At 67.5% G+C, this 26521-nt stretch carries 25 protein-coding genes; 14 read left to right on the plus strand and 11 right to left on the minus strand.

Going from position 1 to position 26521, the window contains the following annotated elements; translation table 11 throughout:
- Positions 1-49: 49 nt before the first annotated feature.
- From atpA to ASC87_RS11120, 5 genes are all read left to right on the plus strand, one after another.
- Positions 50-1603, plus strand: coding sequence for a F0F1 ATP synthase subunit alpha (gene atpA / locus ASC87_RS11100; protein WP_056660948.1), 1554 nt, complete (start codon positions 50-52; stop codon positions 1601-1603).
- 42 nt (positions 1604-1645) lie between these two features.
- A complete protein-coding gene (atpG, locus tag ASC87_RS11105; RefSeq protein WP_056660951.1) occupies positions 1646-2536 on the plus strand; it encodes a F0F1 ATP synthase subunit gamma in 891 nt (296 codons plus the stop codon).
- 57 nt (positions 2537-2593) lie between these two features.
- A complete protein-coding gene (atpD, locus tag ASC87_RS11110) occupies positions 2594-3994 on the plus strand; it encodes a F0F1 ATP synthase subunit beta (protein WP_056660954.1) in 1401 nt (466 codons plus the stop codon).
- 82 nt (positions 3995-4076) lie between these two features.
- Complete coding sequence (locus ASC87_RS11115) at positions 4077-4490, plus strand: F0F1 ATP synthase subunit epsilon (protein ID WP_056660957.1); 414 nt, start codon at positions 4077-4079, stop codon at positions 4488-4490.
- Between the two features lie 71 nt (positions 4491-4561).
- Positions 4562-5326, plus strand: coding sequence for an SDR family oxidoreductase (locus tag ASC87_RS11120; protein ID WP_056660960.1), 765 nt, complete (start codon positions 4562-4564; stop codon positions 5324-5326).
- 65 nt (positions 5327-5391) lie between these two features.
- On the opposite strand, the gene ASC87_RS11125 is transcribed toward ASC87_RS11120, so the two are convergent.
- From ASC87_RS11125 to ASC87_RS11155, 7 genes are all read right to left on the minus strand, one after another.
- Positions 5392-5910, minus strand: coding sequence for a TPM domain-containing protein (locus ASC87_RS11125; RefSeq protein ID WP_056660963.1), 519 nt, complete (start codon positions 5908-5910; stop codon positions 5392-5394).
- Positions 5910-6797 carry a YgcG family protein gene (locus ASC87_RS11130; RefSeq protein ID WP_369820752.1) on the minus strand — a complete coding sequence of 296 codons (888 nt, stop codon included), beginning with the start codon at positions 6795-6797 and terminating at the stop codon, positions 5910-5912. Before ASC87_RS11130 ends, ASC87_RS11125 begins: the two co-directional genes overlap by 1 nt.
- A 10-nt stretch (positions 6798-6807) precedes the next feature.
- Positions 6808-7419: a LemA family protein gene (locus ASC87_RS11135; RefSeq protein WP_157603965.1), complete on the minus strand. Its 612-nt coding sequence runs from the start codon at positions 7417-7419 to the stop codon at positions 6808-6810.
- A 67-nt stretch (positions 7420-7486) separates the two neighbouring features.
- Positions 7487-8710: a biosynthetic peptidoglycan transglycosylase gene (locus tag ASC87_RS11140; protein ID WP_056660966.1), complete on the minus strand. Its 1224-nt coding sequence runs from the start codon at positions 8708-8710 to the stop codon at positions 7487-7489.
- The gene (locus ASC87_RS11145) at positions 8707-9240 is read right to left on the minus strand and encodes a hypothetical protein (RefSeq protein WP_056660969.1); all 534 of its coding nucleotides are present in this window, start codon (positions 9238-9240) and stop codon (positions 8707-8709) included. Before ASC87_RS11145 ends, ASC87_RS11140 begins: the two co-directional genes overlap by 4 nt.
- The gene (xrtQ, locus tag ASC87_RS11150) at positions 9227-10084 is read right to left on the minus strand and encodes an exosortase Q (protein WP_235582138.1); all 858 of its coding nucleotides are present in this window, start codon (positions 10082-10084) and stop codon (positions 9227-9229) included. The genes ASC87_RS11145 and xrtQ overlap by 14 nt, the downstream gene beginning before the upstream one ends.
- Before the next feature lie 9 nt (positions 10085-10093).
- On the minus strand, positions 10094-12130 hold the full coding sequence (locus ASC87_RS11155; protein WP_056660972.1) for a VIT domain-containing protein: 2037 nt from the start codon (positions 12128-12130) through the stop codon (positions 10094-10096).
- 375 nt (positions 12131-12505) lie between these two features.
- Between ASC87_RS11155 and ASC87_RS11160 the strand changes: the two genes are divergently transcribed.
- Positions 12506-13666 (plus strand): Fic family protein, encoded by a 1161-nt coding sequence (locus ASC87_RS11160; RefSeq protein ID WP_056660975.1) that lies wholly within the window; start codon positions 12506-12508, stop codon positions 13664-13666.
- A gap of 42 nt (positions 13667-13708) precedes the next feature.
- On the opposite strand, the gene ASC87_RS11165 is transcribed toward ASC87_RS11160, so the two are convergent.
- Complete coding sequence (locus ASC87_RS11165) at positions 13709-15049, minus strand: MFS transporter (RefSeq protein WP_082568544.1); 1341 nt, start codon at positions 15047-15049, stop codon at positions 13709-13711.
- 148 nt (positions 15050-15197) lie between these two features.
- Between ASC87_RS11165 and cyoA the strand changes: the two genes are divergently transcribed.
- Genes cyoA through ASC87_RS11200 form a run of 7 tightly spaced genes read left to right on the plus strand, consistent with a single transcriptional unit; the run spans position 15198 to position 21834 of the window.
- Complete coding sequence (gene cyoA, locus ASC87_RS11170) at positions 15198-16238, plus strand: ubiquinol oxidase subunit II (protein WP_082568545.1); 1041 nt, start codon at positions 15198-15200, stop codon at positions 16236-16238.
- 33 nt (positions 16239-16271) lie between these two features.
- A complete protein-coding gene (gene cyoB / locus ASC87_RS11175; protein ID WP_056660978.1) occupies positions 16272-18275 on the plus strand; it encodes a cytochrome o ubiquinol oxidase subunit I in 2004 nt (667 codons plus the stop codon).
- The gene (gene cyoC / locus ASC87_RS11180; RefSeq protein ID WP_056660981.1) at positions 18268-18897 is read left to right on the plus strand and encodes a cytochrome o ubiquinol oxidase subunit III; all 630 of its coding nucleotides are present in this window, start codon (positions 18268-18270) and stop codon (positions 18895-18897) included. Before cyoB ends, cyoC begins: the two co-directional genes overlap by 8 nt.
- Positions 18894-19274: a cytochrome o ubiquinol oxidase subunit IV gene (cyoD, locus tag ASC87_RS11185; protein ID WP_056660984.1), complete on the plus strand. Its 381-nt coding sequence runs from the start codon at positions 18894-18896 to the stop codon at positions 19272-19274. Before cyoC ends, cyoD begins: the two co-directional genes overlap by 4 nt.
- On the plus strand, positions 19271-20023 hold the full coding sequence (locus ASC87_RS11190; protein WP_082568546.1) for an SURF1 family protein: 753 nt from the start codon (positions 19271-19273) through the stop codon (positions 20021-20023). Before cyoD ends, ASC87_RS11190 begins: the two co-directional genes overlap by 4 nt.
- Entirely contained in the window at positions 20007-21308 is a 1302-nt protein-coding gene (locus ASC87_RS11195) for an ATP-binding protein (RefSeq protein WP_056660987.1), read from the plus strand. Before ASC87_RS11190 ends, ASC87_RS11195 begins: the two co-directional genes overlap by 17 nt.
- Positions 21298-21834 carry a response regulator transcription factor gene (locus ASC87_RS11200; RefSeq protein ID WP_056660990.1) on the plus strand — a complete coding sequence of 179 codons (537 nt, stop codon included), beginning with the start codon at positions 21298-21300 and terminating at the stop codon, positions 21832-21834. Before ASC87_RS11195 ends, ASC87_RS11200 begins: the two co-directional genes overlap by 11 nt.
- A 113-nt stretch (positions 21835-21947) precedes the next feature.
- Here ASC87_RS11200 and creC read toward each other — a convergent pair whose 3' ends face one another.
- The 3 genes from creC to cysK are packed head-to-tail and all read right to left on the minus strand — an operon-like array spanning position 21948 to position 25081.
- Positions 21948-23387 carry a two-component system sensor histidine kinase CreC gene (gene creC, locus ASC87_RS11205; protein WP_056660993.1) on the minus strand — a complete coding sequence of 480 codons (1440 nt, stop codon included), beginning with the start codon at positions 23385-23387 and terminating at the stop codon, positions 21948-21950.
- A gap of 58 nt (positions 23388-23445) precedes the next feature.
- Positions 23446-24150, minus strand: a complete 705-nt coding sequence (gene creB, locus ASC87_RS11210) for a two-component system response regulator CreB (RefSeq protein ID WP_056660996.1) — start codon at positions 24148-24150, stop codon at positions 23446-23448.
- 10 nt (positions 24151-24160) lie between these two features.
- A complete protein-coding gene (cysK, locus tag ASC87_RS11215) occupies positions 24161-25081 on the minus strand; it encodes a cysteine synthase A (protein WP_056660999.1) in 921 nt (306 codons plus the stop codon).
- Between the two features lie 53 nt (positions 25082-25134).
- On the opposite strand from cysK, the gene hemE reads away from it, so the two are divergent.
- Entirely contained in the window at positions 25135-26229 is a 1095-nt protein-coding gene (gene hemE, locus ASC87_RS11220; protein ID WP_056661002.1) for a uroporphyrinogen decarboxylase, read from the plus strand.
- Positions 26230-26521 lie beyond the last annotated feature (292 nt).

Genomic DNA, 26521 nt, shown 5'->3' on the forward strand with positions numbered 1-26521 from the left:
GCCCGTCCAACCTGCCAAGGCCTCGCCCGAAGCAGACCGGAGAGAAGCTATGCAACTGAATCCCGCAGAAATTTCCGAACTGATCAAGAGCCGCATCGAAGGGCTCACCGCTTCGGCGGACATCCGCAACCAGGGCACCGTGGTGTCGGTCACCGACGGCATCGTCCGCATCCACGGCCTGTCGGACGTGATGCAGGGCGAAATGCTGGAATTCCCGGCCACCCCGGCTGGTGCACCCACCTTCGGTCTGGCCCTGAACCTCGAGCGCGACTCCGTCGGCTCGGTGATCCTGGGTGAATACGAGCACATCTCGGAAGGCGACACCGTCAAGTGCACGGGCCGCATCCTCGAAGTGCCCATCGGCCCCGAACTCAAGGGCCGTGTGGTCAACGCCCTCGGCCAGCCCATCGACGGCAAGGGCCCGATCAACGCCAAACTGACCGCCCCGATCGAGAAGATCGCCCCGGGCGTGATCGCGCGTAAATCGGTGGACCAGCCGATGCAGACCGGCCTGAAGTCCATCGACTCCATGGTGCCCGTGGGCCGTGGCCAGCGCGAGCTGATCATCGGTGACCGCCAGACCGGCAAGACCGCTGTCGCCATCGACGCCATCATCAACCAGAAGGGTCAGAACATGACCTGCATCTACGTTGCGATCGGCCAGAAGGCTTCGTCGATCAAGAACGTGGTGCGCGCCCTGGAAGCCAACGGCGCCCTGGAATACACCATCGTGGTGGCCGCCTCCGCTGCCGAATCGGCCGCGATGCAGTACGTGTCGGCCTACTCGGGTTGCACGATGGGCGAATACTTCCGCGACCGCGGCGAAGACGCCCTGATCGTGTACGACGACCTGTCCAAGCAGGCCGTGGCCTACCGTCAAGTGTCGCTGCTGCTGCGCCGCCCGCCGGGCCGCGAAGCCTACCCTGGCGACGTGTTCTACCTCCACAGCCGCCTGCTCGAACGCGCAGCCCGCGTGAACGCCGACTACGTCGAAGCGTTCACCAAGGGTGAAGTCAAGGGCAAGACCGGTTCGCTGACGGCCCTGCCGATCATCGAAACGCAAGCCGGCGACGTGTCCGCCTTCGTGCCCACCAACGTGATCTCGATCACCGACGGCCAGATCTTCCTGGAAACGTCGTTGTTCAACGCCGGTGTCCGCCCCGCCATCAACGCCGGTATCTCGGTGTCGCGTGTCGGTGGTGCCGCCCAGACGAAGATCATCAAGGGCCAGTCCGGCGGTATCCGTACCGACTTGGCACAGTACCGTGAACTGGCTGCATTCGCGCAGTTCGCCTCCGACCTGGACGAAGCCACCCGCAAGCAGCTCGACCGCGGCGCACGCGTCACGGAACTGCTGAAGCAGGCCCAGTACTCGCCGCTGTCGATCAGCCTGATGGGCGCCACGCTGTTTGCCGTGAACAAGGGTTTCATGGACGACATCGACGTCAAGAAGGTCCTGGCCTTCGAAGCCGGCCTGCACACGCACCTGAAGTCCAGCCACGCCGGTCTGCTGAAGAAGATTGAAGACTCGAAGGCACTCGACAAGGACGCGGAAGCCGAACTGTCCAGCGCCGTGACGGCCTTCAAGAAGTCTTTCGCCTGACCCGCTGACGGTCCGAAGACCCTTTAACGAAGGAACTCCGACATGGCAGCAGGCAAGGAAATCCGCGGCAAGATCAAGAGCTTCGAGAACACGAAGAAGATCACCAAGGCCATGGAGATGGTGTCCGTCTCCAAGATGCGCAAGGCGCAGGAGCGCATGCGCGCCGCGCGCCCGTATGCCGAGAAGATCCGCAGCTTGGCGGCCAACCTGTCGTTGGCCACGCCCGAGTACAAGCACCCGTTCATGATCCCGAACGACTCGGCCAAGGCGGCCGGTGTCATCGTGGTCACGACCGACAAGGGCTTGTGCGGCGGCTTGAACACCAACGTGCTCCGCGGCCTGACCAACAAGCTCCGCGAGCTCGAAGGCCAGGGCCAGAAGATCGAAGCCGTTGCAATCGGCAACAAGGGCTTCGGCTTCCTGAACCGCATCGGCGCGAACGTCGTGTCGCATGTCACCCAGCTGGGTGACAAGCCGCACCTCGACAAGCTGATCGGCCCGGTCAAGGTGCTGTTCGACGCGTATGCCGAAGGCAAGCTGTCGGCCGTGTACCTGACGTACACCCGCTTCATCAACACGATGAAGCAGGAGCCGGTGCTGCTGAAGCTGCTGCCGCTGTCGGCGGACAGCCTGAAGGCCGATGCGGCCCAGGCGCCCGTCGGGGCCGGTTCGCACGGCTGGGACTACATCTACGAGCCCGATGCCGTGACGGTGATCGACGAGCTGCTCGTGCGTTACACCGAAGCCCTGGTCTACCAGGCCGTCGCCGAGAACATGGCGTCGGAACATTCGGCTCGCATGGTGGCCATGAAGTCGGCGACCGACAACGCGGGCAACGTGATCGGCGAACTCAAGCTCGTCTACAACAAGGCGCGCCAGGCAGCGATCACCAAAGAACTGTCCGAGATCGTGGCAGGCGCCGCGGCGGTCTGACCGGCCCGCGCTCCTCAGGTCGACGATTCAAGAAACTGATTTATCAAGGATACGAACATGGCTGACGGCAAAATTGTTCAGTGCATCGGTGCGGTGGTGGACGTGGAGTTCCCCCGCAACGCAATGCCCAAGGTGTACGACGCACTGAAGCTGGAGGGCACGGCCCTGACCCTCGAAGTCCAGCAGCAGCTGGGCGACGGCGTGGTCCGCACCATTGCACTGGGTTCGTCCGACGGCCTGCGCCGCGGCCTGACCGTGACCAACACCGGCAAGGCCATTTCGGTCCCGGTGGGTCGTGCCACCCTCGGCCGCATCATGGACGTGCTGGGTTCGCCCATCGACGAACGCGGCCCGGTCAGCCAGGAGCTGACGGCTTCCATCCACCGCCTCCCGCCGGCGTTCGACGAGCTGAGCCCGTCGACCGACCTGCTGGAAACCGGCATCAAGGTGATCGACCTGGTGTGCCCGTTCGCCAAGGGCGGCAAGGTGGGTCTGTTCGGTGGTGCCGGCGTGGGCAAGACCGTGAACATGATGGAACTCATCAACAACATCGCCAAGGCCCACAGCGGTCTGTCGGTGTTCGCTGGTGTGGGCGAGCGCACCCGTGAGGGCAACGACTTCTATCACGAGATGGCCGACTCCGGCGTCGTGAACCTCGAGAAGCTCGAAGACTCCAAGGTGGCCATGGTTTACGGCCAGATGAACGAGCCCCCGGGCAACCGCCTGCGCGTGGCCCTGACCGGCCTGACCATCGCCGAATCGTTCCGCGACGAAGGCAAGGACGTGCTGTTCTTCGTGGACAACATCTACCGCTACACGCTGGCCGGCACGGAAGTGTCCGCACTGCTGGGCCGCATGCCTTCCGCCGTGGGCTACCAGCCCACGCTGGCCGAGGAAATGGGCCGCCTGCAAGAGCGCATCACCTCCACCAAGGTGGGCTCGATCACGTCGATCCAGGCCGTGTACGTCCCTGCGGATGACTTGACCGACCCGTCGCCTGCCACGACCTTCGCCCACTTGGATTCCACCGTGGTGCTGTCGCGTGACATCGCTTCGCTGGGCATCTACCCCGCCGTGGACCCGCTCGACTCGACCTCGCGCCAGCTGGACCCGAACGTGGTGGGCGAAGAGCACTACAACACCGCCCGCGCGGTGCAAGGCACGCTGCAGCGCTACAAGGAACTGCGCGACATCATCGCCATTCTCGGCATGGACGAACTGTCGCCGGAAGACAAGCTGGCCGTGGCCCGTGCCCGGAAGATCCAGCGTTTCCTGAGCCAGCCGTTCCACGTGGCCGAAGTGTTCACCGGCTCGCCGGGCAAGTACGTGCCGCTGAAGGAAACCATCCGCGGCTTCAAGATGATCGTGGCCGGCGAGTGCGACAGCCTCCCGGAACAGGCCTTCTACATGGTCGGCACCATCGACGAAGCCTTCGAGAAGGCGAAGAAGATTCAGTGAGCGGCCTGACCGGGCGCGGACCTTCCCGTCCGCACCCGGTGTGTCCTCCCTGAACCCGATTCCAACTCCTTAGGAAAACATCATGGCAACCCTGCACGTAGACGTGGTCTCCGCCGAAGAGAGCATCTTCTCCGGCGAAGCCAAGTTCGTCGCCTTGCCGGGTGAAAACGGCGAGCTGGGCATCCTGCCCCGCCACACGCCGCTGATCACCCGCATCAAGCCGGGCGCCGTCCGCATCGAACGCACCGACGGCACGGAAGAATTCGTGTTCGTCGCCGGGGGCATCCTCGAAGTGCAGCCGGGCACGGTCACCGTGCTCGCCGACACCGCCATCCGCGGCAAGGACCTCGACGAAGCCAAGGCTGCCGAAGCCAAACGCCTCGCCGAAGAAGCGATGAAAAACGCGAAGAGCGACATCGACTTCGCCGCGGCCCAGAGCGAGTTCGTCGCGATGGCCGCCCAGATCGCCGCCCTGCGCAAGTTCCGCAAGAAGTGATCGACGTTCGCGTCTGAAAGCCCGCCAGGCTCGCCTCGGCGGGCTTCTTCGTTTTTGCGAAGGACAACGTCATGACCCCCCATCCGTTTTCACTCACGGGACAGAATGCCCTCGTGACCGGCGCCACTGGCGGGCTGGGCCTGGCCATCGCGCAGGCGCTGGCGTTGGCAGGGGCCACGGTGTGGGTCAACGGCCGCGACGCCACCCGCGTGGCAGCGGCCGTGGACGCGGTGCGTGCGGCCGGCGGCACGGCGAACCCGGCCGTGTTCGACGTGACCGACCCGGCTGCTGCCGCCACGTGCATCGACACGATGCTGGCCCAGGGCGGTTGGGACATCCTCGTCAACAACGTGGGGCAACGCCACCGCGGCGCGTTGGCCGACTTCACGTTGCCCGACGTGCGCGCGCTGTTCGAAGTGGACCTGCTGGCCCCGTTCCACCTGTGCCAGTCGGCCGCACGCCACATGGCGCCGCGGGGGCGGGGCCGCATCGTCAACATCACGTCCATCGCGGGTGACATCGCGCGGGCGGGTGACGTGGCCTACACCACGGCCAAGGGCGGGCTCACCGCCTTGACCCGTGCCCTGGCGGCCGAACTGGGCCCGCAGGGCATCACGGTCAACGCCGTGGCCCCAGGCTACTTCGCCACGGAACCCAACGTGGCGATGGTGGCCGACCCCGGCGTGGCCGACTGGCTGCAACGCCGCACGTCGCTGGGTCGCTGGGGCCAGCCCGACGAGATCGCCGGCGCGGTGGTATTCCTGGTGTCTCCGGCCGCGTCGTACGTCACCGGCCAGGTGATTGCCGTCGACGGCGGCTACCTCGCGCACTTCTGACCCGGCGGCTCGAAACGCACTACCCGGCGGCTGCGCCATGACCCCTCGGAATGGTCCGAGCGTCTTCAGAGCAACACGACGGCGTCCGGCAGTTCGTTCGGGTTTGGCGCGCCGGCCGTGGCGGGGAAGTGCTGCACGAGCAGGGTGTGCACGGCGGCCACGGCTTCTGCCAGGCCTTGTGCGAAGTGGTTCTCTCGGAACGCGGCGGCCATCTGCACCGCGAGTGCGGCCCACTGGGCCTCGGGCACCAGGGCGTTGAGGCCGCGGTCCGCGATGATCTCGATGCGGTGGTCGGCCAGCAGCAGGTAGATCAGCACGCCGTTGTTGTCCTGCGTGTCCCACACGCGCAGCTTGCCGAACAGCGTCACGGCGCGCTCGCGCGCGGTGGCCCGGCGGCGCAGGTACGACAGCGGCAGGCCGCCTTCCACGCAGATTCGGATCTCGCCGGTGTGCTCGCGTTCGCTGTCGATCACACGCGCCTGCAGGTCGCGCAGGCCGTCGTCGCCGATCGCCCGGCGGGCGTCGCCCGCGTCGCGCCAGCGGTGCTTGAGCATTCGGACCAGCAGATGGCCGTGGTTGTTCATCACCAGTCCCCCGAGGCACCACCGCCGCCGAAATCGCCGCCGCCGCCGGAGCTGAAACCGCCCCCGCCGCCGCCGCCGAACCCACCCCCGCCGCCACCACCGCCCCAGATGATGGGCCCGCCGCCACCGCGTCCACCGCGCGAGCCCACGCCCATCGCACCGACGAGCAGCAGCGCGAGCAGCCCCGCGCCGCCGGCGATCAACAGGCTGGCGGTCATCCACCAGCCGATGCCACCCACCACCCCGCCGGTGAGCAGCGAGCCGAGCTTGCGGCCCAACACGGCCACGGCGATGCCACCAAGCAGCGGCACCCCGACGAACAGCAGGATGCCAGCGTCTTCCCAGTCGAAGCCCTGGCGGGCGGATGGTGACGGCCGAACGGCGGGCTCGGGCAGGCCTTCGCCGCCGATGCGCGCGGCGAGCTGGTCGATGGCGAGGTTGAGTCCGCCTGCGTAATCGTCCTGGCGGAACGCGGGCACCATCTGGTCTTCGATGATGCGCTTGGCCACCAGGTCGGGGATGGCGCCTTCGAGTGCCTTCGCCGGCGCGATGCGCATCTTGCGGTCGCCCTTGGCCACCACGATCAGCAGGCCGTCGCCCACGTCGCGCCGGCCGATCTTCCACTGCTCACCCACGCGTTGCGTGAACGAGAAGATGTCTTCCGGCGCCGTGGTGGGCACCATCAGCACCACCACCTGCGAGCCGTGCTGGCGCTCGACGCCCTCGAGCTTCGATGCGATGGCGCTGCGCTGGCTGTCGGTGAGCGTGCCGGTCTGGTCCACCACGCGGCCGGACAGCGGCGGCACCGGCAGCACGTCCTGCGCGAACGTTGCCGCACCTGCCAGCGCGAGCAGCAGCGCGAACGTCCAGCGCAGCAGGCGGCTCAAGGTGTGGCGCTCACTTCGAGGCGGGCTTGCTGCTGAAGTCCACGACGGGCGGGGTGGAGATGGCGGCTTCGTTCTGCACGGTGAAGGACGGCTTGATCGTGTAGTTGAAGGCCATTGCAGTCAGGTTGGACGGGAAGCTTCGAGCCAACGTGTTGTAGTCCGCCACGGCCTTGATGAAGCGATTGCGGGCTACGGCAATGCGGTTCTCGGCACCGGCCAGTTCGGCGCGCACATCTTGGAAGCCCTTGTTGGTCTGCAGCTCCGGGTACCGTTCGCTGACCACCATCAGGCGGCTCAGCGCGCCGGTCAGTTCACCCTGGGCCTTCTGGAACTTGTCGAATGCCTCGGGGTTGTTCACCAGCTCAGGCGTGGCCTGGATGCTGGTGGCCTTTGCGCGTGCCTCGACTACACGCGTCAGGGTCTCCTGCTCGAACTGGCCCTGGCCCTTGACCGTCGACACCAGATTCGGAATCAGGTCCGCCCGGCGCTGGTACTGGTTCACCACCTCGGCCCAGGCCGACTTGACCTGTTCGTCGAGCCGCTGGAAGTCGTTGTACCCACAGCCGCTCAGGGCGGTGATGGAAGCGAGTGCGACGGCAACGAGCCAGTGCCTGCGAATCATGGAATGTCCTTCGGTCGTTAGGGGCTGAATGCTACCCCGCCGGAAAGTCGGGCCACCCGCAAGGTTTTCAAGACGGTGGAAGCCACCCCGCCGCCGGCACACGCCAGCGTGGCCTCGGCGGCGGGCGCATCTGGTCCATCACCCAGTCGACCCGGGCCACGTTCACGTGGCCGTCGCGGGCCAACGCGGCCCGCTCCCGGTCGGGGTTGTGCAACAAGCTCGCGAGCCACGCGGCCTCGATCGGCGTGAGCTTCGAAGCCTCCTTGTGCAGGTAGTGCCGCGCCGCAGCCGCGGCCCCGCACTGCCCCTCGCCCCACGGCACGAGGGCGAGGTAGAGGTTCAGCACCCGGGCCTTGCCGAGCGTGCGGTCCAGTTCCACCGCGTACAGCAGCTCGCGCAGCTTGCGCGCCGGGCTGCGTCCGTCACCGGTGTAGACGAGCTTGGCGAGCTGCTGCGACAGCGTGCTGCCGCCGGCCACCACCGCACCCTTGGCCTGGTTGGCGGACCAGGCGGCTGCCAGCGCGTCCACGTCGAAACCGGTGTGTTCGTGGAAGCGCTGGTCCTCCGCCGCGATCACGGCGCGCGGCAGCCACGTGCCAGCCGGGCCTTCCGGGCACGCCGGGCGCGCGTCGGCGAGCTGCTCGGTGCCGAGGCCGGCCACCCGGAAACCCGTCACCTTCGGGGTCACCGTCAACGCCCTCGACGGCAGGTGCAGCGTGGCCCGCAAGTCGAGCCGGCCATCGATGCGGGCGCGCCGGGCCTCGGGCACCACCGCCGCGAGCACCCCGTAGGCGTCGGCCATCGGCACGTCGCTGAGGGCTACCTCGAGCACGGCGCCCGCCGGTTGCATCACCAGCGACCAGCGGCCGGCCACCGCACGCGGGGCATCGCCGATGGACACCGAGCCGGACGCACGGCCCTCCATCCCGTGTTGCAGCGAGAACTCGGCCCGCGACACGGTCAGGGTGTCGGCACCCCACTCGGGGCGGTGCACCGAACACGGCGCGCACACCGCGTGCCATTGGCCGTCCTGCGGCGAGGCGGTCCATTGCACCGGACCGAACGGCGTGGACCACACGCGGTCCGCGGTCAGGCGCAGCACCATCGGGTGGGTGGCCAGGCGCCACAGTGCGGGCACACTCACCGCGTGCGAGAACCTCCCCGCCCGCACGGTGTGGGCCCACTCGCCATCGGCCGGCCGCAGCAGGTGCAACACCGCTGCAGCCAACACGAGCACGGTGGCGACCACGAGGCCCACCAGAACCGCACACCATTTGAGGACGGCCTTCACAGCGCCCTCGCCACGGTGACGGCCTGCCACGGCCCGGTGGACCGGCCGAACTGCGCGGCCCAGTACCAGCTCGATGTGTCGGTGTACGCCTGGCCCTGGGCATCGACGATGCGTTCGCACACCCGCGTGGCATGGCCGTCGCGTTCCGCGATGAAACAGCGCCACAACCGCGCCTGCCCGTCGGTCTCCAGCTGGGCGTTGCGGATGCGGTAGCCGAGGCCGCGGTAGCAATCGGCCGCGGGGTGCAGCAGGCGCGTGGGTTCACGCACCTCGCGCAGCACGAGCACCTGCTCGCCGTCGGTCAGGCGGGCGATGTGGCCGGGAAACCGGCTGGCAAAGCGGTGTTCGACGGGGCTCAGTGCCAGCGGCCGCAACGGGCGGCCCTCCCACACGGTGGGCCACTCGGGCGACGCGGTGGCGGTGGGCGCCGGGCCCGCGTGGCGGGCGAGCGGCGACAGCGCGCACGCGGCCAGCAGCACCGCGAACAGTCCCTTGGCCCAACGGGCCCCCCGGTTTTCAAACGACGTCACGACGGCCTCCCCGCATCACGGTCACGACACCCCAGCACACGATCGCCAGCACCACGAGCCCGATGCCCTGGTGCAGCGACTCCGACACGGCCACGTGCCGCGCCTCCAACCCGACCAGCACGCTGTTGCGCACCACGTTCCCCATCAGCACGAAGCCCCCCGCGGCCGGCAGGCGCTGCAGGAACGCGCGGTCGCGCAGCCCGTACCAGCCCGCCACCGCACACGCGGCGAAGTACGCCATCCACACCATCTGCACACCCGAACAAGGGGCATCGACGATCACGAGCCGGCCATCCACCTCCATCGCGGTGCCGGTGCGCGTGGCCACGAACCCGGCCGCCTGCAGCACCCACGTGCTCAACTGGGCGGTCACCACCCGCAGCGGAAACCCCGCATAAAACTGCAGGGACGACACCACCGGCAACGCCAGCACCGACAGCCCCAGCAGCGGCAACGCCGCGTGGCCCGCGGGCAGGAAGGCCCGCGCGGCACAGGCCAGCGCCAGCGCCGCGAATACCGCACCAAGCAGCGGTGGCAGAAAGAACGTGGCGGCGGTGGCCGCCGCGGTGCCCACGGCGGCCGCCACCAGCCAGCGGGTGTCGGGCCGTGCGGTCAGCCGTGCGGATTCGCGGGCCACCAGCACCCCGAACACCGCCAGCGCGGCCAGGCCCAGCGGGTCGTCCGACCCGTCGGCGACCCGCGCCGCGGCCCACCGCCAGTGGGGCCACAGCGCCGCCGCGTGCAGCGCCAGCCACCCGAGCGGTGGCACGGCGTCGAGGCGGGCCAGCCAGCGGCCCTCCTCGCTGGTGGGCACGGCCGCGCGAACGTCACAGGTCACGTTCACGGCGGGTCCTCACTTCGGGCGGCGCGAGGCCAGCGTGGCGCCCACGATGCCCACCACGAGCAGGAGCGCGATCCAGGCACCCGGCTCCGGCGTGCTCGGCACCTCGGCGCCGATGGCCGCTTCGCTCACCCCTTCGGGCAGCGGCGACGGCTGGTCCACGGTGGCACTCTGGGCCGGGTTCGAATTGCGGACGATCTTGTCCACCGCGATGAAGCTCGTGTATTGCGTCAGCAGGCCGTACTTCAGGCCCAGCGCGGTGATGGCTTCCTTCTGCGTGCTGCCCCCTTCGAGCGTTTCCTGGTCCACCAGCGCGGCGATGCGCTGGCGGGCCCACAGCAGGCGCAGGGCCGACGACTTCGCGTCTTCCTGGCCGGCCGTGCTCATCTCGATGCGGTACGGGCCGCCGGCGGTCTGGCCATCCACGATCACCTTGGCGTGGGCGGTGTCACCCTTCCACTTGCCGAACACCACCACCGGGCGGCCACCCAGCACGTCGGGCAGCTGCATCGGTTCCACGTCGTAGGCGTCGAGCCCCTCGAAGCTGACCTTCACGTTCGTCAGCACCGGCGAGTCGATCATCTTGCGCAGGCGTTCGGCCTGGGCGGCCGCCTGCTCGGGCTTGGTCACGATGAACGCCTCGCCCATGCCGGCGCGGGCGATGCCTTCGATCAGGTGGCGGTTCACGCTGCTGCCGATGCCGAACGCGAACACGTTCTGCTTCGACAGGTGCTGGCGGATGTGCTGGAACACCTCGGCTTCGACGCTCACGTAGCCGTCGGTCACCACGATGACACTGCGCGACACGTCCTTCGGCTTCGGCAGATCGGCCACGCGCTTCAGCGCGGGCACGATCTCGGTGCTGCCGCTGCCGCCCATGGCACGGATGGTCTCCATCGCCTGGTCGATGTTGGCGCGGGTGGCCGGCACCGGCGTGGGCGACAGCATGCGGTTGCTGCCGGAGAACAGCATGACGTTGAACGTGTCGCTCGGGCGCAGGCTGCCGATCAGGTTCTGCAGCAGCACCTTCGAGGTCTCGAGCGGGTAGCCGTGCATCGAGCCGGAGATGTCGACCACGAAGATGTACTCGCGCGGATTCACCTCGCGGGCCGGCACGGCTTTCGGCGGCTCCACGAGGGCGAGGAAGTGGTTCTCGTCGGTGCCACGGAACAGCATCAGGCCGGTCTCGATGCGGTCGCCCGCCAGCCGGTAGTCGAGGATGAAGTCGCGGTTGTTCGCCGGGCGGTCGCCCGCGGCGAGGGCGATGCGGGCGTGCGGGGTGCCGGCGCCGTCGATCCGCACGTCGTGCGATGGCGACGACACCTCCTTGACCGACACCGGCGCATCCAGCGACACCTTGATGTCGAACGCGGCCTTCGGCGCCTCGCCTTCGCGCTGGTACGGCACGGCGGGCAGCGCACCGTTCGCGGGCGATGCGGTGGGGGACGCGTAACGCGGGCCCACCACGGTGGGGAACACGAAGCCGTAGCGGGCGTCGGTGGGGGTGAGCAGTTCGGTGTAGTGCAGTTCGACACGCACGTCATCACCCGGCAGGATGTTCGCGACGTTCATCTCGAACACGTTCGGGCGGTGCTGCTCCAGCAGCGCGCTGGTGCGGCCTTCCTTTTTCGCGGCCTCGTACTCGATGCGGGCGGCCTGCTTTTCCTTGATGCGGGCCGTCAGCAGGCGGTCGCCCAGGCGCACGTTCATCGCGTACACGGCCGACTGCGTCGAGCCGGGGAACACGTAGCGGGCCTCGATGGGGCGCTGGCCTTCGTTGCGGTACTGCTGCACCACCGTCACGTCGGCGATCACGCCGGAGATGCGCACGTCCACCGTGGTGGCCTTCAGCGGCAGCCGGTCGGTGCCGGGCTCGCTACTGCGGACCTGGAAGTACGGGCTCTCGGCCTTCGTGGCCTCGGAATCGTCGGCACGGGCCTGGGGGGACCAGGCCAGCAACAGCAGCGCCGCGGACACCGAGGCCGCGGCACACCACAACACCCGCCCGACTTGGCTGAGCGGGCCGGGTGGGTGAAGGAACAAGCGCATGACATTTCTCCTTGAGGGCCGCCGGGGTGGCGGGGTGACTCAAGGATCGATGTGTCGTGCGAAGCGGGTGGGAAGCCGGAAGGAGATTTGTGAAGGGACGGTGAAGTGGGCGATTCGGAAGGTTTGGGCTCGTTCTCCGATGCCTGGTTGGCAGTCCAGTCGGCCTCCCGAGTTAGTCTTCCAGTGACCCATGGCTGTAGTTCCCGAAAGGGCCATTTTGCAGATGAGAAAAGCTGGTGCCTGACAAGGAAGCTGACTCACGATGTTCGCAAGTCATTGTTTTTGCTTGATTTTGTGGCCTCTGTTTGCAGGTGTGAATTCATCCGTTTGCAGATAATGTGTCAGACTGTCTGAGTTCTTGATGGGAACACGGACATGTCAGCCTTCCACCACCACGACCTTTGCCTGCTGAACCCCGCATACGACTCACCGTTGGTCGATGTGGTGACCGAGCTTGAGCACCTGCGGCGCTTGCGGTTGGGTGGCAGCACCCCGGCACCCGTCTTCTTCCAGCTCAAGCACATCTTCCACATGCTGGAGAGCTTGGGGTCAGCTCGCATCGAGGGCAATCACACGACGTTGGCCGACTATGTGGAGAGCCGGCTGGAGGCGCAGCCTGCCAATCTGAGCGACCAACTTCGCGAGATGGCCAACATCGAGGAGGCCATGGGCTTCATCGAAGAGCATTTCGAGCCGGGGCAGGATGTCACGGAGCACTTCATCCGCGAACTGCATGCCATGACTGTGCAAGGACTGGAACGCGAAGGTGATGACACGCCCGGCGCTTATCGTCAAAAGCCGGTCCAGATTTCTCAGTCGGATCACCTGCCGCCCGAGGCGGTTTCCGTTCCGCAGTACATGAACGAACTGGTTGAGTTCATCAACCGCCCCGACGCAGCGAAGTACGACCTCATCAAGGTGGCGCTGGCTCACCACCGCTTCGCATGGGCACACCCCTTCGGCAACGGCAATGGCCGGGTTGTGCGACTGCTGACTTACACGATGCTCATCAAGTACGGCTTCAACGTGAAGGCGGGTGGCCGGGTGATGAACCCCACTGCTGTGTTCTGCAACGACCGGGACCGCTACTACGCCAAGCTGGGGCAGGCCGACACCGGCACGCCAGAGGGACGTGAGGCATGGTGCGTGTATGTGCTCAGCGGCATGCTGGATGAGTTGCGCAAGGTGGACCGGTTGACCGATGCCACCTATCTCATCGAGCGCATCTTGACCCCTGCGCTCCACTATGCCCGCGAGCGCGAGCTGGTCACCCAGATGGAAGAGCAGGTGTTGCTGGCGACGGCGCGGCTGGGCATTGCGAAGGCCAGTGACCTGAAAGGCGCCATGCCGCAACTGACGGAACGCCAGCGAACCTATCAAGTCGGAAAGCTCGTGGAACGCGGGATGCTGGCCCCCATCCGCGAGGGCGCGCGGCAGTACACGGTCGGCTTCGCCAACAACTTCTTGATTCGCGGCGTCATACGCGCCCTGTCTGCCGAGGGCTTCATCCCGGAAACCTTGAATCGGCCGAAATAGAAGGCAACAGCAGGGGACCCGCCACCCTGCGGCGACAGCAGTTCAGTCCCGGATGTCCATCGCCCGGTTCAGGCTCAGCGCCGCCAGCGTGCAGGCTGCGCCCGACAGCAGGTAGATGCTGACGAACTGCAGCCCGAAGTGGGCCGACAGGCCCAGCGCCACCAGCGGGGCGAAGGCGGCGCCCACGAGCCACGCCAGGTCGGACGTCAGCGCGGCGCCGGTGTAGCGGTACTTGGCCTCGAAGTTGGACGTCACCGCACCCGAGGCCTGGCCGTACGACAGACCGAGCAGCAGGAACCCGAGCAGGATGAAGGTGTCCTGGCCGATGGGGCCGCCGCCGAGCAGCGTGGGGGCGAAACCACTGAACACCGCGATCAGGCCGGCCAGCGTGCCGAGGGTGCGGCGGCGGCCAAAGCGGTCGGCGATCCAGCCCGAGGCGATGATGCCGCCGGCGCCGATGAAGGCCCCGATCACCTGGATCATCAGGAACTCGCTGATGGACTGGGTGGAATACAGCTTGATCCACGACAACGGGAACACCGTCACGAGGTGGAACAACGCGTAGCTGGCCAGTGCGGCAAACGCCCCGATCAGGACGGTGGCGCCCTGCGAGCGGGCCAGTTCCGGGACGGGGGTGGGTTCGAGTTCGTGGGCGTCGAGCAGGCGGGCGTACTCGGCGGTGGCCACCAGGCGCAGCCGCGCGAAGAGGGCCACCACGTTGATGGCGAAGGCCACGTAGAACGGGTAGCGCCAGCCCCAGGTGAGGAAGTCGTCGCCGTTCAGGCTCGAATAGATGAATGCAAACAGGCCGCTGGCCAATGCAAAGCCCACGGGTGCACCCAACTGGCCCAGCATGGCGTACCAGCCGCGGCGGTTGGCCGGGGCATTGAGGGCCAGCAGCGACGGCAGGCCGTCCCACGAACCACCGAGCGCGATGCCCTGCCCCACCCGCAGCACCGACAGCGCGACGATGGACGCCGCGCCAAGGCTCGCGTAACCCGGCAGGAAGGCCATGCCCGCGGTGGAGAAGCCCAGCAGGAACAGCGCGATGGTGAGTTTGGCCTCACGTCCGAACCGGCGCTGGATGCGCATGAAGATCACCGAACCGAACGGCCGGGCAACGAACGCGAGCGAGAAGATTGCGAACGACCAGAGGGTGCCCTCCAGCCCCTCTTCGAACGGGAAAAACACCGCCGGGAACACCAGCACGGCGGCGATGCCGAACACGAAGAAGTCGAAATACTCCGACGCCCGCCCGATGATCACGCCGATGGCGATCTCGCCCGGGGCGACCTTGTGGTGGTCGGCGCTGAGCCGCCGCGCGTCGCGGCCGATGGATTCGGTGGAGGGTTCAGGGTGGGCCGGAGGGATGCTGGACATCATCGGGTGCAGATAACGAAGGTTCGGACGGCAGTGCCAAGGTTCTCACCGCGCCGCAAATAAGGCCATAGGACAAAGCGTCCAATGCCCATCTCCGATCTTTGGCCGTAGATTGTGGTCTCTTCGCGCAGCACACGCTCAATTCTCCGGCATGCCCCTCCTCAAGACACCCCGCGGACCGTGGTCCCTGCTCCCGCTCGCCCTGCTGGCAGGTTGCGACACGGTGCTGCTCAACCCGTCGGGCGACATCGCGGCCCAGCAGGGCAAGCTGATCATCGTCTCCACGGTGCTGATGCTCTTGATCATCGTGCCGGTGATCATCCTGACGCTGGTGTTCGCCTGGCGTTACCGCCAGTCCAACACCGAGGCCAAGTACGACCCCGACTGGGACCACTCCACGCTGCTCGAGCTGGTCATCTGGGCGGCCCCGCTGCTGATCATCATCGCGCTGGGTGCCATCACCTGGATCAGCACCCACACGCTCGACCCGTACCGAAAGCTGTACCGCCTTGACGAAGCCCGGGTCATCCCCGAAGGCACCAAGCCCCTCGTGGTCGAGGTGGTGGCGCTCGACTGGAAGTGGTTGTTCATCTACCCCGAACAAGGCATCGCCACGGTCAATGAACTGGCGGCCCCGGTGGACGTGCCCATCCACTTCAAGATCACCGCGTCCACGGTGATGAACTCGTTCTACATCCCGGCGCTCGCCGGCCAGATCTACGCCATGCCGGGCATGCAGACGCAGCTCCACGCGGTCATCAACAAGCCGGGCGACTTCGAGGGTTTCTCGGCCAACTACAGCGGCCACGGCTTCTCGCACATGCGCTTTCGCTTCCACGGCCTCGACGCCGCCGGGTTCGACCGCTGGGTGCAAGAGGCCAAGGCGTCCCAGGGTGACCTGACCCGCGCCGGCTACCTGCAACTCGAACAACCGAGCGAACGCGAGCCGGTGCGCCGCTACGCGAAGGTGGCCGACGGCCTCTTCAAGGCCGTGCTGAACCGCTGCGTCGACACCGACAAGCTGTGCATGGACCAGATGATGGCCATCGACGCCACCGGTGGCCTCGGCAAGGCCGGCATCGGCATCGTGGCCGGTGCCGCCGAGAACCGCCCGTACGTGGAGGCCCGCCTCTGCACCGCCGCCGACCCGTCCGGCCTGCGCATCGCCCGCGCCGAGACCGTCACGCGCTGACGCTCGCACCGTTTACCTGAGCCCCGACCTCCGATGTCCGACCACCCTGAATTGACGAAGCTCATCTTCGGCCGTCTCACCTGGGACGCGATCCCGCTTCACGAGCCCATCCTGCTCGCCACCTTCGCCGCCGTCGTGCTGGGCGGCGTGGCGATGCTCGTGGCGCTGACCTACTTCCGCGTGTGGGGCACGCTGTGGCGCGACTGGATCACCAGCATCGACCACAAGAAGATCGGCATCATGTACATCATCCTCGGGCTGGTGATGCTGCTGCGCGGCTTCGCCGACGCGCTGATGATGCGTGCCCAGCAGGCCGTCGCGTTCGGCGATGTGGCCGGGTACCTGCCGCCCCACCACTACGACCAGATCTTCACCGCCCACGGCGTGATCATGATCTTCTTCGTGGCCATGCCGCTGGTCACGGGGCTGATGAACTACGTGGTGCCGCTGCAGATCGGCGCGCGCGACGTGGCGTTCCCGTTCCTGAACAACTTCAGCTTCTGGATGACCACCTTCGGCGCCGGCCTCGTGATGGCCTCGCTGTTCGTCGGCGAGTTCGCGCGCACCGGCTGGCTCGCGTACCCGCCGCTGTCGGGCATCCTGGCCAGCCCCGACGTGGGGGTCGACTACTACATCTGGTCATTGCAGATCGCGGGGGTAGGCACGTTGCTGTCGGGCGTGAACCTCGTGGCCACCATCGTCAAGATGCGCGCGCCCGGCATGACGATGATGAAGATGCCGGTGTTCACGTGGACGTCGCTGTGCACCAACGTGCTGATCGTGGCTGCCTTCCCGGTGCTGACCGCCGTGCTCGCCCTGCTGTCGCTCGACCGCTACGTGGGCACCAATTTCTTCACGAACGACCTGGGCGGCAACGCCATGATGTACGTGAACCTGATCTGGATCTGGGGCCACCCCGAGGTGTACATCCTCGTGCTGCCGGCCTTCGGCATCTTCTCGGAAGTGGTGTCCACGTTCTGCAGCAAGCGCCTGTTCGGCTACGCGTCGATGGTGTACGCCACCGTCGTGATCACGATCCTGTCGTACCTCGTGTGGCTGCACCACTTCTTCACGATGGGGTCCGGGGCGAGCGTGAACTCGTTCTTCGGCATCACCACGATGATCATCTCCATCCCCACCGGGGCGAAGATCTTCAACTGGCTGTTCACGATGTACCGCGGCCGCATCCGCTTCGAGCTGCCCATGATGTGGACCATCGGTTTCATGGTCACCTTCGTGATCGGGGGCATGACCGGCGTGCTGCTGGCCGTGCCGCCGGCCGACTTCGTGTTGCACAACAGCCTGTTCCTGATCGCCCACTTCCACAACGTCATCATCGGTGGCGTGCTGTTCGGCCTGCTCGCCGGCATCACCTACTGGTTCCCGAAGGCGTTCGGCTTCAAGCTCGACCCGTTCTGGGGCAAGTGCTCCTTCTGGTTCTGGCTCGTGGGCTTCTACGTCGCGTTCATGCCGCTGTACGTGCTGGGCCTGATGGGCGTGACCCGCCGCGTGAGCCACTTCGAGGACCCGTCGCTGCAGATCTGGTTCCAGATCGCCGCGTTCGGCGCCGTGCTGATCGCCTTCGGCATCGCCTGTTTCATCATCCAGCTGGTGGTGAGTTTCATCCGCCGCGAATCGCTGCGTGACACCACCGGCGACCCGTGGCTCGGCCGCACGCTCGAGTGGTCCACCGCGTCGCCGCCGCCCGACTACAACTTCGCGTTCACGCCGCGCGTGCACGACAACGATGCCTGGTACGACATGAAGTCGAACGGCTACGAGCGCCCGGTGACCGGCTTCCTGCCCATCCACATGCCCAAGAACACCGCTGCCGGTTTCATCATCGCCGCGCTGAGCGCCGTGATCGGTTTTGCGCTGATCTGGCACATGTGGCTGGTGGCCGGCGTCGGGTTCGCCGCCATGATGGTCGCCATCATCGTCCACACCTTCAACTACAAGCGCGACTTCCACATCCCCGCGGAAGACGTCCTCCGCGTCGAAACCGCACGCACCCGCCTGCTCGCCGGCCATGTCTGACATCACCGCATCCACCCTCGCCGCGGACGGCGGCCCGCGCTTTCACCTGACGGAAGACCACCACCCCGAGAACGGCACGCTGCTCGGGTTCTGGCTCTACCTGATGAGCGATTGCCTGGTCTTCGCATGCCTGTTCGCCACGTACGCCGTGCTGGGCCGCAGCTATGCCGCGGGCCCGTCGGGCGCCGACCTGTTCGACCTGCCGCTCGTGGCCGTGAACACGTCGCTGCTGCTGCTGTCGTCCATCACGTACGGCTTCGCGATGCTCGAGATGCAGCGCAACCGCGTGAAGCCCGTGCTCGTGTGGCTCGGCATCACGGGCCTGCTGGGAGCCGGCTTCCTCGGCCTCGAGCTGTACGAGTTCGCGCACCTGATCCACGAGGGCGCGGGCCCGCAGCGCAGCGCGTTCCTGTCGTCGTTCTTCACGCTGGTGGGCACGCACGGGCTGCATGTCACGTTCGGCATCATCTGGCTCGTGACCCTGATGTTCCAGGTGGGCCAGCACGGCCTGATCGGTGAAAACCGCCGGCGCCTGATGTGCCTGTCGATGTTCTGGCACTTCCTCGACGTCGTCTGGATCGGCGTCTTCACCTTCGTGTACCTGATGGGGGTGCTGCCATGAGCGCGCACGACAACCACACCAACGACCACCACCACCACGACGACGGTGGCCACGACCACGGCACGTTCAAGAGCTACATGACGGGCTTCGTGCTCGCGGTGATCCTCACGGCCATTCCGTTCTGGCTGGTGATGGGCAAGGTGTTCGACAAGTCGAGCGTCACCGCCATGGTGATCCTGGGTTTTGCCGCGGTGCAGATCGTCGTGCACATGGTGTACTTCCTGCACATGAACGCGAAGTCCGAAGGCGGCTGGACCATGCTGGCGCTGATCTTCACGCTGGTGCTCGTGGTCATCACGCTCAGCGGCTCGTTGTGGGTGATGTACCACCTGAACCACAACATGATGCCCGTCCACGACATGCGCAACATGCCTTGACCACCCCTGCCCGCCACGGCCGCGGGGCCGCCCGCATCGCATTGGCGCTGGGTGCCGCGCTGGCCTGCGCCGTGTTCGTGGCGCTGGGGGTGTGGCAGGTGGAGCGCCGGGCCTGGAAGCTCGCGCTGATCGAGCGGGTGAACGCCCGTGTGCACGCGCCAGCAGTGGCTGCTCCGGCACCGGCCGAGTGGCCGCAGGTGGCCGCCGCCACCCACGAGTACCGTCACGTCGCGGTGTCGGGCACTTTCCGGCACGACCTGGAAACCCGGGTCCAGGCCGTCACCGAACTCGGCGCCGGCTACTGGGTGCTGACCCCGCTGCAGGCGGCGGACGGTGCCGTGGTGCTGGTCAACCGGGGGTTCGTGCCACCGGAACAGCGAGACCGCACATCGCGCAGCACCAGCGAAGCCACCGGGCCCGTGTCGGTGGCGGGGCTGCTGCGGCTCACGGAACCGGGCGGCGGATTCCTGCGCCAGAACGATGCCACGGCCGACCGCTGGCACTCGCGCGACGTGGCGGCCATCGCCACCGCCCGCGGCCTGCACCGGGTGGCCCCGTACTTCATCGACGCCGACCGCGGCGACACCACCGGCCCCGGGCCGGTGGGTGGCTTGACGGTGATCGCCTTTCGCAATCACCATGCCGTCTACGCGCTCACCTGGTTCGCACTGGCCTTGATGGCGGCAGGGGCGGCGGTGTACACCCTGCGCACACGCGACCACCCCCAAGAAAATGCCCCGCGCCCCTGAACCCGCCCGCGACATCACCGGCCTGAAAAACATGCAGCAGCTGATCCAGCTGCGCTGGATCGCCGTGGTGGGGCAGGTCGTCACCATCCTTGCCGTGCACTTCGGGTTCGGCATCCGGCTGCCGCTCGAGGCCATGCTGACGGTGCTCGGGGGGCTGGCGGCGTTCAACCTGGTGAGCCACGTGCGCTGGCGCGCCCCCCGCACGGTCACCAACAGCCGCCTGTTCATCGCCTTGCTCGCGGATGTGGGCACGCTCACGGCCCAGCTGTACCTGAGCGGTGGCGTGACCAATCCGTTCGTGTTCCTGTTCCTGCTGCAGGTGAGCCTGGGCGCGGTGCTGCTCGAGGCGGGGTCGGTGTGGACCCTCGCGGTCATCTCCAGCGCCTGCGTGGCGGGGCTCGCACTGTTCTCGCGGCCACTGCCCGTGCCGCTGGACCTCGACCGTGGCCTCGCCAGCCCGTACATCCAGGGCCTGCTGGTCTGCTTTGCGCTGAACGCCGGGCTGCTGGTCACCTTCATCTCCCGCATCGGCCGCATCCTGCGCGCGCACGACGCGCGGCTCGCCGGCCTGCGCCAGCGCGCGGCCGAGGAGGAACACATCGTGCGCATGGGGCTGCTCGCGTCGGGCGCCGCCCACGAGCTGGGCACACCGCTCGCCACGCTGGCCGTCATCCTCGGCGACTGGGCGCGCCTGCCCCACTTCACGTCCGACCCCGAGTTGCTCAACGAGGTGATCGAGATGGAAACCCAGCTCAAGCGCTGCAAGGCCATCGTCAGCGGCATCCTGCTGTCGGCCGGCGAGGCGCGGGGCGAGTCGTCGGCGGCCACCACCATCGGGGCCTTCCTCGAGGAACTGGTGCACGACTGGCGGGCCACCCGGCCGCTGGTGGCGTTCGAGTACGAGAACCAGTTCGGCGACGACCTGCCCATGGTGTCCGACTCCGCGGTCAAGCAGATGATCGACAACGTGCTCGACAACGCGCTGGAGGCCTCGCCCAAGTGGCTGCGGCTGGTGGCCACGCGGCAAGGTGGCACGCTGGTGCTCACCGTGACCGACCGCGGCCCCGGGTTCATCCCGGAGATGCTGCGCCACGTGGGCAAGCCGTACCAGTCGAGCAAGGGGCGTCCGGGCGGTGGCTTGGGGCTGTTCCTCGTGGTCAATGTCGCGCGCACGCTCGGTGGTGACGTGGCCGCGCGCAACCGCACCGAGGGCGGGGCCGAAGTGACCCTGACGCTGCCGCTGGCGGCCATCGCGTTGGAAGAGAATCTGCCCCATGGAGACTGAACGCCAACTGCTGATCGTCGAGGACGACGAGGCCTTTGCCCGCACCCTCGGCCGCTCGTTCGAGCGCCGCGGCTACGGGGTGTCCCATGCGTCGAACCTGGACGAGGTGACCGCCCTGCTGGCCACCCGGACCCCGGGGTATGCCGTGGTGGACCTCAAGCTCAACGGCCTCGCGTCGGGCCTCGCCTGCGTGCAGGCGCTGCACACCCACAACCCGGCCATGCTGATCGTGGTGCTCACCGGGTTCGCCAGCATCGCCACCGCGGTCGAGGCCATCAAGCTCGGTGCCTGCCACTACCTCGCCAAGCCGTCGAACACCGATGACATCGAGGCCGCGTTCGGCCGTGCGGCCGGCAACGCGGAGGTCGAACTGACGAACCGCACGTCGTCGATCAAGACGCTGGAGTGGGAGCGCATCCACGAGATGCTGGCGGAGACGGGGTTCAACATCTCGGAGACGGCGCGGCGGTTGGGGATGCACCGGCGCACGTTGGCGCGCAAGTTGGGCAAACAGCAAGTGAAGTGAGGCCCCCCAGTCGCTTCGCTCCTGCCCCCGAGGGGCGACCCCGGGTCGGCCGGCGGAGCCGGTCCTCGCGGGTGGCTTGATGTGGCGCTTCGCTTCGCTCGCTTTGCTTCCTTTCAGGTCACCAGGGGTAGGGAGAGGGTGGCCACGGCGCCGCCGCCTTGTGCGTTCTTCAGCGTCACGCGCCCGTGGTGCAGCTCCGCGATCTCCTTGACGAACGGCAGTCCGAGGCCAGTGCTTTTCTTGCGGGAATGCGGGCGGGCGAGGGAATAGAACTTCTCGAAGACCTTGCCTTCGGCGTACTGCGGGATGCCGGGGCCGTGGTCACGCACGGTGACGTCGACGGTGCGCCGCGCGCGGCTCAGGGCCAGGGTGACGGTGGTGCCGTCGGGGGCGAAGTCCACCGCGTTGGCCAGCAGGTTGGCCACCGCACGCTGCAGCAGGAAGGCGTCACCCTCCACCGACGGGACGTCCTCCACGGCGGCGACGTCCACGTCCACCGTGACCCCGCGCGGTGCGCCGCTGTGGCGGGCGGCGGCGGCCAGGTCGCGCAGCATGGGGCCCAGGGCCACGGGGGCCACCTGGTCGAGGCCGCGGCGGGATTCCAGCGCGGTCAGCTCCATCATGCGGTCCACCAGTTCCTGGATGCGCTGGGCCTCGCGGGCGATGTTGGCGGCAAACCGGGCCCGGTCGGCGTCGGGCATCGGTTCCTGCAGCAGCTCGGCCGCCCCGCGGATGGCCGACAGCGGGCTCTTCACCTCGTGGGTCAGTGTCTGCACGTAGTCGGCGACGTAGGTGTGCCCGGCGAGTGCGTCGCGCATCTCGTCGTAGGCCGCGCCAATGGCCCCGAGCGCCCGGCGGCCGAGCCGCGGCAGGCTGAACGAGTGCTGCGCGCGCACGTAGCGCACGTAGTCGGCGATCACGCCGAACGGGCGCACGAGCCACACCGACACGATCACGGCCAGCAGCAGCACGGCCACCACCGACAGGCCCCCCACGTACATTGTCTTGCGCCGCGCCGCATCCACGAACTGCCCGAAACTCTGCACCGGCTTGCCGACGCTGACGACCCCGATGATGGTGTCGTTCGCGCGGATCGGGGCGGCCACGTACATGACCGCGGTGCGCCTGTCGTTTCCGATGTCGGGCGTGGACCGGGCCCCGTACTCGCCCTGCAGCGCCAGGCGCACGTCGCGCCACTGCGAGTGGTCCTTGCCGGTTTCGCGGCCGAGCGAGTCGAACACGACCCGGCCGGTGCGGTCGGCCACCGTGACGCGCAGCTCGACGCGGGTCTTCAGGAACCCGAAGATGTTCGCCTCGAAACGGCGCGCGTACAGCGCCTGGAACAGCGGCTCCAGGGCGTCGGCCTGCAGCGTGCCGTCGGCCGACTGGCGCTCCACCAGCGTGGCCATCAGCTGGGCCGTCTCCACGAGCGATTCCTCGGCCGACTCGCGGTAGCGCGGGTCGATGTCCTCCAGCTGCCGGTACAGCAGCCAGCCCACGCCGAGAGCGTAGGCGAGCAGGATGCCGATGAAGATGCGGGTGCGCTTGTTCATATGGGCGGCACCCTATCAGATGCCGCCGTCGGGGTCAGGCCTGGACCGCCTCGGCCTGTCAGAGCGTGGGCGGCAGGTCCTCGGCGAGGGCGTAGCCGGTGCCACGGTGCGTGCGGATAGGGTCGAGGTCGGGGGCCACGCCCTTCATCTTTGCCCGCAGCGTCTTCACGTGGGCATCCACGGTGCGATCCAGGCTCTCGGTGGCGTCGTCCCACACACGGGCCAGCAGCGTGTCGCGGGTGAACACGTGCCCCGGGCGCGAGGCCAGCGTCTGCAGCAGGCCGAACTCGTAGCGCGACAGTTCGAGCAGCCGGCCGTAGTAGCGGATCTGGCGGCGGCCCTCGTCGACCGCCACCGGGAGCGGCGCCGGCGGCGTTTCGGCCGGTGCCGCGGCCGGTTTGGCCGAGCGCCGCAGGATGGACCGCACCCGGGCCACCAGCTCGCGCGGCGAGAAGGGCTTGGCCACGTAGTCGTCGGCGCCGAGTTCGAGGCCCACCACACGGTCGATCTCGTCACTGCGCGCGGTGAGGAACACGACCGGAACGTCGGCAAACGCCCGCACCCGCTTGAACACCTCGAACCCGCTGGTGTCAGGCAAGCCGACGTCGAGGATCACGAGCGCCGGCGGGGCCTCGCGCACCAGCGCCACGGCATCCTCGCCGGTGGCCACCCAGACGGGGTCGAAGCCGTCGGTGCGCAGCGCGTACTGCAGGGTATCGGCGATGCCGGGTTCGTCCTCGACGATCAGGATCTTCGGTTTCATGCGGTGGTGGTCATTCGGTGGGCAGGAAACCCTCGATCGACAGGTAGCGCTCGCCGGTGTCGTAGTTGAAGCCGAGCACGGAGGCGCCTGCCGGCAGGTCGGGCAGCTTCTGCGCGATGGCGGCCAGCGTGGCGCCTGACGAGATGCCCACCAGCAGGCCCTCCTCACGCGCCGAGCGGCGGGCCATCTCCTTCGCGGCATCGGCCTCGACCAGGATCACGCCGTCGAGCAGCTCGGTGTTCAGGTTGCGGGGGATGAACCCGGCGCCGATGCCCTGGATGGGGTGGGGCGACGGCTTGCCGCCGCTGATGACGGGTGACGCGCTGGGCTCCACTGCGTACACCTTGAGCTTGGGCCACAGCGTCTTGAGGTGCTGCGCGCAGCCGGTGATGTGCCCGCCGGTGCCCACGCCGGTGATCAGCGCGTCGAGCCCGCTCGGGAAGGCGGCCGCGATCTCGGCGGCCGTGGTGCGCTGGTGCACGTCGACGTTGGCCGGGTTGTCGAACTGCTGCGGCATCCAGGCGCCGGGGGTCTGTCCGACGATTTCGGTGGCGCGGGCGATGGCCCCGTTCATGCCCTTCTCGCGCGGGGTCAGTTCGAAGCGGGCGCCGTAGGCGAGCATCAGCCGGCGGCGTTCGACGCTCATGCTCTCGGGCATCACCAGCACGAGCTTGTAGCCCTTGACCGCGGCCACCATCGCCAGGCCCACCCCCGTGTTGCCCGACGTGGGTTCGACGATGGTGCCGCCGGGCTTCAGGCGGCCGTCCTGCTCGGCCGCCTCGACCATGGCGAGCGCGATGCGGTCCTTGATGGAGCCGCCCGGATTCGAACGTTCGCTCTTCACGTAGACGTTGTGGCTGTTCCCGAACAGGCGGTTGATGCGGATGTGCGGGGTTTTGCCGATGGTCTGCAGAACGTTCTGGACGAGCATGGGGGATCTCCGGTCGTGATCCTCAAATTATGGGTGCAACGATAATCACGGACATGTTTGCACCCCTCCAGAACGACAGCTTCCTGCGCGCCTGCCTGCGCCAACCCACCCCGCACACCCCGGTCTGGCTGATGCGCCAGGCCGGCCGGTACCTGCCCGAGTACCGCGACACCCGCGCGAAGGCCGGCAGTTTCATGGGGCTGGCCACCAACACCCAGTACGCCACCGAGGTGACGTTGCAGCCGTTGGAGCGTTACGCCCTCGACGCGGCCATCCTGTTCAGCGACATCCTCACGGTGCCCGACGCCATGGGCCTCGGCCTGAGCTTTGCCATCGGCGAGGGCCCGAAGTTCGCGTCGCCGGTGCGTGACGAAGCCGCCGTGGCCCGCCTCGCGGTGCCCGACATGGACAAGCTGCGCTACGTCTTCGACGCGGTGACGTCCATCCGCAAGGCGTTGAACGGCCGGGTGCCGCTGATCGGGTTCTCCGGCAGCCCGTGGACACTCGCCTGCTACATGGTCGAAGGCCAGGGGTCGGACGACTACCGCCTCGTGAAGTCGATGCTGTACAGCCGCCCCGACCTGATGCACCGCATGCTGGAAGTCAACGCCGACTCGGTGGCCCAGTACCTGAACGCCCAGATCGATGCCGGCGCGCAGGCCGTGATGATTTTCGACAGCTGGGGGGGCGTGCTCGCCGATGGCGCGTTCCAGCAGTTCAGCCTGGCGTACACCCGCCGCGTGCTGGGCCGGTTGCAGCGCGAACGTGACGGCCAGCGCATCCCGCACATCGTGTTCACGAAGGGCGGCGGGCTGTGGCTGGACGAGATCGCATCTTCCGGCGCCGACGTGGTGGGCCTCGACTGGACGGTGAACCTGGGCCAGGCCCGGCGCCGTGTGGGCGATCGGGTGGCCCTTCAGGGCAACCTCGACCCCAATGTGCTGTTCGCCCCGCCGGAGCAGGTGCGCGCGGAGGCCATCCGCACGCTCGACAGCTTCGGCGCCCCCGCGAACCCCGATGGCAGCACGGCCGGCCATATTTTCAACCTGGGCCATGGCATCAGCCAGTTCACCCCGCCAGAAAGTGTGTCCGTGCTTGTGGATGCGGTGCACGAACACTCGCGTCGGCAACGTGCCGCCGTCCGCTGATGCGGTGTGTCACGAACTTCGGGACTGAACGCCTGTGCTTTACCAGGAAGTGATCGATCAGGCTTGACTTATCCCCAAAATGCTGCGTGCCAAGAACACACGTTTGGGGTGCTGCAGTGCAGCAGACGATTCGCGAATGTGCTAGCTAAGTTGTTGATTTTATTGACATCGCGCGCTGCCACGAAAGTGAGCAATCCAAGCGGAAGCCAAACAGATCAACACCTTAGCGCGGCTGTGGGCAGTTTACCCACAAAGTTATCCACAGATCCGGTGGAGAGATCCAAAAGGTCAT

This window comes from Rhizobacter sp. Root1221 (assembly GCF_001425785.1).
In the GTDB taxonomy this organism is placed as follows: Bacteria; Pseudomonadota; Gammaproteobacteria; order Burkholderiales; family Burkholderiaceae_C; genus Rhizobacter.

Bases quoted from the DNA above. Each gene is read 5' to 3' on its own strand.
- ASC87_RS11160 (WP_056660975.1), top strand. From the start codon at position 12,506: ATGTCAGCCTTCCACCACCACGACCTTTGCCTGCTGAACCCCGCATAC.
- cysK (WP_056660999.1), bottom strand. From the start codon at position 25,081: ATGCTCGTCCAGAACGTTCTGCAGACCATCGGCAAAACCCCGCACATC.
- atpG (WP_056660951.1), top strand. From the start codon at position 1,646: ATGGCAGCAGGCAAGGAAATCCGCGGCAAGATCAAGAGCTTCGAGAAC.
- ASC87_RS11115 (WP_056660957.1), top strand. From the start codon at position 4,077: ATGGCAACCCTGCACGTAGACGTGGTCTCCGCCGAAGAGAGCATCTTC.
- cyoD (WP_056660984.1), top strand. From the start codon at position 18,894: ATGAGCGCGCACGACAACCACACCAACGACCACCACCACCACGACGAC.
- atpA (WP_056660948.1), top strand. From the start codon at position 50: ATGCAACTGAATCCCGCAGAAATTTCCGAACTGATCAAGAGCCGCATC.
- ASC87_RS11155 (WP_056660972.1), bottom strand. From the start codon at position 12,130: ATGCGCTTGTTCCTTCACCCACCCGGCCCGCTCAGCCAAGTCGGGCGG.
- cyoB (WP_056660978.1), top strand. From the start codon at position 16,272: ATGTCCGACCACCCTGAATTGACGAAGCTCATCTTCGGCCGTCTCACC.
- hemE (WP_056661002.1), top strand. From the start codon at position 25,135: ATGTTTGCACCCCTCCAGAACGACAGCTTCCTGCGCGCCTGCCTGCGC.
- cyoA (WP_082568545.1), top strand. From the start codon at position 15,198: ATGCCCCTCCTCAAGACACCCCGCGGACCGTGGTCCCTGCTCCCGCTC.
- creC (WP_056660993.1), bottom strand. From the start codon at position 23,387: ATGAACAAGCGCACCCGCATCTTCATCGGCATCCTGCTCGCCTACGCT.
- cyoC (WP_056660981.1), top strand. From the start codon at position 18,268: ATGTCTGACATCACCGCATCCACCCTCGCCGCGGACGGCGGCCCGCGC.
- atpD (WP_056660954.1), top strand. From the start codon at position 2,594: ATGGCTGACGGCAAAATTGTTCAGTGCATCGGTGCGGTGGTGGACGTG.
- ASC87_RS11165 (WP_082568544.1), bottom strand. From the start codon at position 15,049: ATGATGTCCAGCATCCCTCCGGCCCACCCTGAACCCTCCACCGAATCC.
- ASC87_RS11120 (WP_056660960.1), top strand. From the start codon at position 4,562: ATGACCCCCCATCCGTTTTCACTCACGGGACAGAATGCCCTCGTGACC.
- ASC87_RS11200 (WP_056660990.1), top strand. From the start codon at position 21,298: ATGGAGACTGAACGCCAACTGCTGATCGTCGAGGACGACGAGGCCTTT.
- creB (WP_056660996.1), bottom strand. From the start codon at position 24,150: ATGAAACCGAAGATCCTGATCGTCGAGGACGAACCCGGCATCGCCGAT.
- ASC87_RS11195 (WP_056660987.1), top strand. From the start codon at position 20,007: ATGCCCCGCGCCCCTGAACCCGCCCGCGACATCACCGGCCTGAAAAAC.
- ASC87_RS11135 (WP_157603965.1), bottom strand. From the start codon at position 7,419: ATGATTCGCAGGCACTGGCTCGTTGCCGTCGCACTCGCTTCCATCACC.
- ASC87_RS11125 (WP_056660963.1), bottom strand. From the start codon at position 5,910: ATGAACAACCACGGCCATCTGCTGGTCCGAATGCTCAAGCACCGCTGG.